6 protein-coding genes are annotated in these 6758 nt (G+C 46.5%); 5 read left to right on the top strand and 1 reads right to left on the bottom strand.

Annotated features, from left to right (window positions below):
* A partial coding sequence (locus tag IQR33_RS33280; protein ID WP_228013936.1) for an AraC family transcriptional regulator occupies positions 1 to 457 on the top strand: 457 nt, incomplete at its 5' end.
* Positions 458 to 755: 298 nt separating this feature from the next.
* Entirely contained in the window at positions 756 to 1853 is a 1098-nt protein-coding gene (locus IQR33_RS16640) for a YdcF family protein (protein WP_193837805.1), read from the top strand.
* 78 nt (positions 1854 to 1931) lie between these two features.
* Here the strand turns inward: IQR33_RS16640 and IQR33_RS16635 are convergent, their stop codons facing one another.
* Positions 1932 to 2354 (bottom strand): organic hydroperoxide resistance protein, encoded by a 423-nt coding sequence (locus tag IQR33_RS16635; protein WP_047476680.1) that lies wholly within the window; start codon positions 2352 to 2354, stop codon positions 1932 to 1934.
* 137 nt (positions 2355 to 2491) lie between these two features.
* Between IQR33_RS16635 and IQR33_RS16630 the strand changes: the two genes are divergently transcribed.
* The 3 genes from IQR33_RS16630 to ahpF all read left to right on the top strand — a co-directional run bounded on the left by IQR33_RS16630 (position 2492) and on the right by ahpF (position 5717).
* Entirely contained in the window at positions 2492 to 2950 is a 459-nt protein-coding gene (locus tag IQR33_RS16630) for a MarR family winged helix-turn-helix transcriptional regulator (protein WP_005383518.1), read from the top strand.
* Between the two features lie 305 nt (positions 2951 to 3255).
* Positions 3256 to 3813, top strand: coding sequence for an alkyl hydroperoxide reductase subunit C (ahpC, locus tag IQR33_RS16625; protein WP_193837806.1), 558 nt, complete (start codon positions 3256 to 3258; stop codon positions 3811 to 3813).
* A 335-nt stretch (positions 3814 to 4148) separates the two neighbouring features.
* Entirely contained in the window at positions 4149 to 5717 is a 1569-nt protein-coding gene (gene ahpF, locus IQR33_RS16620; protein ID WP_193837807.1) for an alkyl hydroperoxide reductase subunit F, read from the top strand.
* Positions 5718 to 6758 lie beyond the last annotated feature (1041 nt).

Below are 6758 nucleotides of genomic sequence, written 5' to 3'. Positions count from 1 at the left end.
GAGCATGACAATGGAAACGCAAAACTTTGAAAAAGCAAAACTGGCTTACATTCGTGTAAACGGCCCTTACGGCCAAGGCTATGAAGAGCCATCAGGTCGCCTGTATCAATGGGCAGGAATGAAAGGTTTGGCAGGCAATACCTGCATCTTCATCTACCATGATAATCCTGAAATCACGCCAGACGAGAAGTGCCGTACTGACATCTGTCTAATGGTGCCAGAAGACACGGAAGTTCCGAAAGGTATTGAGCTGCAAGACTTCCCCGGCGGTCAGTATGCGGTGATGCGCCAGCACATTACTGACCCGAGCCAATACTCAAAAGCATGGGATGATGTCATGAGCAAAGTGATTGAATCCGGTATTGAGAACGACGATCGTCCTTGCTTTGAGCTTTACCACAGCTTCGACCCACAAACGCACCATGCAGACGTTAGCTTCTGCACTGCCATCAAATAAACCATAAGCCTGCATCGTTGCAGGCTTTTTCATTTCTTACTCTGGTTGCTTAAATTCGTTCTTCCAAACGCTGTTTATCTTTTAATCCAATTACTTAGAACACGAACGAATACCTCAGTATTTTCGTGATCCTACTTCGCGTTTTGGCCACGCGCATTCATTCGCTCGGCTGAGTTGGGATTCATTTCACAGATTATTCATGAAGCGAACCTAGACTGAAAAAACTCCATCGACCCCGTTCGACCTACAACGCTAGGCACAATAAAAACTAGGTACTACAGCACCTCTAGGACATTCCATGAAGAAGAACTTACTTGCCATTGCTCTTGGTAGCGTGATTGCGCTGACTGCTGCCCCATACTCTATCGCGGCTAACGATGCCGCCGTCCAATCTTCCGCCGACTACTCACAGATCGTCACTAAACGTCAGGTTGTCGACCAACTGCTGAATGACGCGGTACAAGCATTCAGATCCCCTGCGCGTATCTCGCACGCAGGTTTTACCGCCAAAATGCCGAGCAACATGGAGATTGTCACCGACCGCTTACTAGAAGCCTACAAACTTGAGCCGTACCGTACTGACCTACTGATTTCTGCGGCCAACGCGCAGATCTACAACAAGAATGCAGACCGCGCGATTGAACTGTTTGAACAAGCCCTTTCTGTTGCACCAGACGATGTGGATTTGCACGCTTACTTAGCGGTATGGCAACGCTTTGAGGGCAACCAAACGGAATCAGCGAAACACATGGCGACGCTCACTAAGCTCAATGCAGGTAAAGCGGCAGACATCCAACGCATCTTCGACACCGTTGACCGCGTACTTGCCACGCCGCTAAAAGAGAAAGCCGACAAAGGCAAATTGGATGACAAAGGCGCAATCGTCACGTTGGGATACGCGCTGAACCCAGATGGTTCAATGCATCAAATCTTGGTTGAGCGTTTGGAAACTACGTTAGCAATGGCGAAAGCAAATCCAGACGCATTGATCGTATTGACGGGTGGTGTACCGAAGAACCACAAAACCGAAGGCAAGTTAATGGCGGATTGGCTGATTGAAAAAGGCATCAGCAAAGATCGCATCATTGAAGAAAACTACGCCACCAGCACGGTAGGTAACGCCCTATTCAGCAGCTACGCATTGGCGCGTCATAACATTAAACACGCGACCATCATAAGCTCAGCGAGCCACGTGCGCCGCGGTCAAACCTTGTTTGAAATCGCAAGCTGGCAAACTGGTCCGCAAGGCATCACTTTCGACACAGTGAGCTATCCAGACAAGCCACTGAAAGACTTAGCCAAAGCCAGCGATAGTGAGCTGCTTGGTATCTACCGCGATGCTCTGCGTACTTACGGCATGTGGAGCTACCGCTCTTACCCGCTAGAGTCGCGTTAAGTATTCTCGACTCATACCAATCAAAAAAAGCCTGCGTGCTTGCAGGCTTTCTTGTCTTTGTGCAGTGGTTGAAACCGCTTAAATTGCTTCGCCGTTTACCGTTACTGCCACATCAATGTTGCCACGAACTGCGTTTGAATATGGGCAAACTTGGTGTGCAATGCGCGTTAGCTCTAGCGCTTGTTCTTGTGGCATGTCTAGCTCTACCGCTAGGCTCACTGTTAGTGCAAAGCCGCCTTTATCGTTCGGGCCGATGCCCACTTCCGCTGTTACGGGTGCACTCTTCAGGTTCACTTTACCTTCACGTGCTACGTGCAAAATCGCGTTAGAAAAACACGCTGAATAGCCCGCTGCAAAAAGCTGTTCTGGGTTAGTTGCTGCGCCTGTGCCGCCCATTTCCTTCGGGTATGACAGCTCTAGATCGAGAAGACCGTCATCAGTTTTTACTTGACCATTACGACCAGCCAAAGCGGTAGCTTGAGTTTTGTATAGAGTAGTCATGCGAGTGTCCTTCTTAATTTAAGTTGCGCACAATTTAATTGCTTGCAATCTTATATCGAAGTAAAGATCGTTTGCAACTATATTGTGCACAATTTATTTTATGACTCTCTTTCTCTGTGAGCAGGTAGGCAACGCCAATGAGCCAGTGTTACACCGACAACACCATGACCGACGACGATAAACTCTTACTCGAAAACCAAGTTTGCTTCCCGCTCTACAGCGCAGCAAATGCAGTGATCCGAGCTTACCGCCCGTTGCTGGACGAGCTTGATCTGACTTATTCGCAGTACTTAGTGATGATGGTGCTGTGGGAGAAAGACGGTGCCAGTGTGAAAGAATTGGGGTCGCAACTGCATTTGGATTCAGGCACACTCACGCCGCTACTTAAACGCTTAGAAGCAAAAGGCTATGTAGAGCGTGGGCGCAGTGAAACCGATGAACGCGTTCGCGTACTCAACCTAACAGAACAAGGTCGTGACCTTAAAGAACAAGCTAAGTCTGTGCCAAACGCCATGATGTGCAAAATCACCTTAGAGCTGGATGAAATGATCATGCTGAAGAAGCTATGTGGCAAAGTGCTCGACAATCTGAGCTAACAAAATAGAAGCATTCGCTTCCCCACTTCCTATTAGAAAGAGCCTGCCGAGATGCAGGCTCTTTCGATCTTAGCTAGAAGATCTACTCAAAGTAATCATCGGTATTCTCTATTGCTAATCTGCCTTCATCTTCAATAAAACCTATCAAAGCAAACTCACTTACATCGGATTTCCCTATCAAGTGAAATAGGAAATGGCTATCAATAGGATAGTTACAAGCGATTTTCCTTAAACACACTCCAATGAGAATATACTTTCCGAAAGCAACAACAGCTCAGCTTAAAACATTCAAAGGAAAGTAAATTATGATTAATACTCAAATCAAACCATTTGCAGCTACAGCGTACAAAAACGGTGAATTCGTTGAAGTAACAGAACAAGACGTTCTAGGTAAATGGGCAGTATTCTTCTTCTACCCAGCAGACTTTACGTTTGTATGTCCAACAGAACTGGGCGACCTAGCAGACCACTACGAAGAGCTACAAAAACGTGGCGTAGAAGTTTACTCAGTATCAACTGACACACACTTCACTCACAAAGCATGGCACGACAGCTCAGACACAATCGGTAAGATTCAGTACCACATGCTTGGCGACCAAACAGGCAACATCACAAACAACTTCGGTGTGATGCGTGAAGGTCAAGGTCTTGCAGACCGCGCTACGTTCCTAATCGACCCAGAAGGTACTATCCAAGCAATGGAAATCACTGCTGAAGGTATCGGTCGTGACGCAGAAGACCTACTACGCAAAGTGAAAGCAGCTCAATACGTAGCAGCGCACCCAGGCGAAGTTTGCCCAGCTAAATGGAAAGAAGGTGAAGAGACACTAGCTCCATCACTAGACCTAGTTGGCAAAATCTAAGCCACTGAAATTTAAGTTCTAATCAGTTCCCGATTTCCTTTTTCTGATTAGAACTGAATTAGAGAGCACTTCAGGTTAGATACCTTGACGACCTTCTGCCTGATTTGCTCTCTCCCCCTCAGGTTTTATCTACAGTAACCACTTTTTATTACCTATCTGAATAAGTAGGTGTGCAGTAATTGCGTAGAAAAAATCGTTTAGAACCAGGCATAGATTTTCGATAGCTAGTTACTCTAACTACAAAATCTATAACGCAGTTATCAACGATTTTAGCTAGCAAGAATGAACAAATACTTGTTTTGATTGGTAACTATTTAATTAAGGTAGTAACAACTATGTTAGACCAAGCGATCCAACAACAACTCAAACAATATCTGGCTAATGTAAAAGAAGAAGTTCGTTTAGTGGTTAGTCTAGATAAAAGCAAAGCATCGAATGACATTTTGTCTCTAGCGAACCAAATCGCAGAGATGAGCGACCTAATCACCGTTGAACGTGACGACAACGCAAGCGCACGTAAACCAGTGATGGCGGTAACTAGCCCAGCAAAAGGCACAGCACTACGCTTTGCAGGCTTGCCAATGGGTCACGAATTTACCTCTCTAGTATTGGCACTGCTTCATTCTGGCGGTCACCCAATCAAACTAGAACCAGAAGTGATTGAGCAAATCGCAGCACTAGACAAAGATCTAGACGTAGAAATCTTCATTTCATTGTCGTGTCAAAACTGTCCGGACGTGGTTCAAGCGTTCAACATGATGGCGGCGATCAACCCGAAAGTAAAAGCAACCATGATCGACGGTGGTTTGTTCCAAGATGAAGTGAAACAACGCGACATCATGGCAGTACCAAGTGTATTCGTGAACGGTGAGCTATTCGGTCAAGGCCGTATGTCTCTGACTGAAATCCTAAACAAAGTGGATGACGGCGCGAGCGAGAAAGCGGCGAAAGCACTGAGCGAAAAAGACCCATACGACGTGCTTGTTGTCGGCGGTGGTCCTGGTGGTAGCGCAGCTGCACTATACGCTGCTCGTAAAGGTATTCGTACTGGCGTTGTTGCTAAGCGTTTTGGTGGTCAGGTTATGGACACCATGGCAATCGAGAACTTCATTTCGGTAAAACGTACTGAAGGTCCAAAACTAGCAACTGACCTAGCAGAACACCTAAAAGAATACGACGTAGACGTCGTGACTGAGCAACAAGCTGAGAAGCTAATGGGCGCAGCACATACAGAAGATGGTTTGATTCACATCCAACTTGAAAGCGGCGCAACGCTGAAGAGTAAGAGTGTCATCTTAAGCCCTGGTGCACGCTGGCGTGAAATGAACGTTCCGGGTGAGCAAGAGTACCGCAACAAAGGTGTCGCGTACTGCCCACACTGTGACGGCCCACTGTTCAAAGGCAAGAAAACCGCAGTTATCGGTGGTGGTAACTCAGGCATCGAAGCTGCTATCGACCTTGCTGGTATTGTAGAACATGTAACGGTTCTTGAATTTGCAGACGTACTTCGTGCAGACCAAGTGCTTATCGACAAAGCGAACTCACTACCAAACGTAGACATCATCACGATGGCGCAAACAACAGAAGTAGTGGGTGACGGTACTCGCGTAACAAGCTTGAAGTACAAAGATCGCAACACAGATGAGATCAAAGAGATTGAACTGTCAGGTATCTTTGTTCAAATCGGTCTAGTACCAAACACAGAATGGCTAAAAGATTCAGAAGTAGCGCTATCTGAGCGCGGCGAAATCGAGGTCGGTAGTCGTGGCGATACGAGCCTAGAAGGTGTGTTCGCAGCCGGTGACGCAACAACCGTTCCTTACAAACAGATCATCATTGCGATGGGTGAAGGTGCAAAAGCAAGCTTAGGCGCATTTGACTACCTAATCCGTAAGCAAGGTTAATCTCCAATTTCTTGAGCACAAAGCGCACGGTGCTGTGTTTTCTTCCCCGGAAAACCAATCGGGGCACCGTGACAGCGATGAGTAACAAGAAATAAAATCAAAAAAACCTAGAAGCCCAAAGACTTTGCCAGCAGGTATTAACTGCTGGCTTTTTTTGTTTGGGGAGAGGTGTAAACAAATCCCTCAGCGCTCCGAGTTCAAACTGGAGGGAATGGCTCTACAATCACGGATAATTCAGTTCACTCCACCAGCATCACAACGCGCTGCGAATAGATACTGAATACTCGCTTAGGCTCTTGCAGAATGACGCTGTTCGTTTAGCTCTCTTTCCGTCATTCCCGCGAACCTAGGTGAGACTCGGAATCTACTCACCGTAAACTCGATCGAAAATGAGTAGCACGAACAAACAAAAGTTGAAACAAGGTTGCAAGCACTTTACCCAACATTCAACCAGCAACCCCACCTAACCTCCCCTTGTATCAAACTCCGAAGCTCTCAACACGCAGAGCTCAAAAGGGAGGAACTGGTTCTGTGCTCGCGGATAATTCAATTCACAACGCAACATAACAACACACTGAAAGTAGATTCTGAATACTCGCTTAGGCTCTTTCAGAATGACGCTGTTCGCTTAGCGCTCTCTTCCCGTCATTCCCGCGAACCTAGGTGAGACTGGGAATCTACTCACCGTAAACTCGATCGAAAATGAGTAGCACGAACAAACAAAAGTTGAAACAAGGTTGCAAGCACCTTACCCAACATTCAACCACCAATCCCACCTAACCTTCGCTTATATCAAACTCTTAAGATCTCAGCATTCCGAGTGCAGGTGGCAAGTTTTACAGTCACAGATAATTCAATTCACTCCACCGGCATCAAAACGCGCTGCAAATAGATTCTTAATACTCGCTTAGGCTCTTTCAGAATGACGCTCTTCGTTTAGCACTATCTTTCCGTCATTCCCGCGAACCTAGGTGAGACTGGGAATCTACTCACCACAAACTCGCTCGAAAATGAGTAGCACGAATAAATAAAAGGTGAAAC

The sequence above is a fragment of the Vibrio sp. OPT46 genome, assembly GCF_015163535.1.
GTDB classification, from domain to species: domain Bacteria; phylum Pseudomonadota; class Gammaproteobacteria; order Enterobacterales; family Vibrionaceae; genus Vibrio; species Vibrio alginolyticus.
This window is presented reverse-complemented; position numbering and strand designations above follow the sequence as displayed.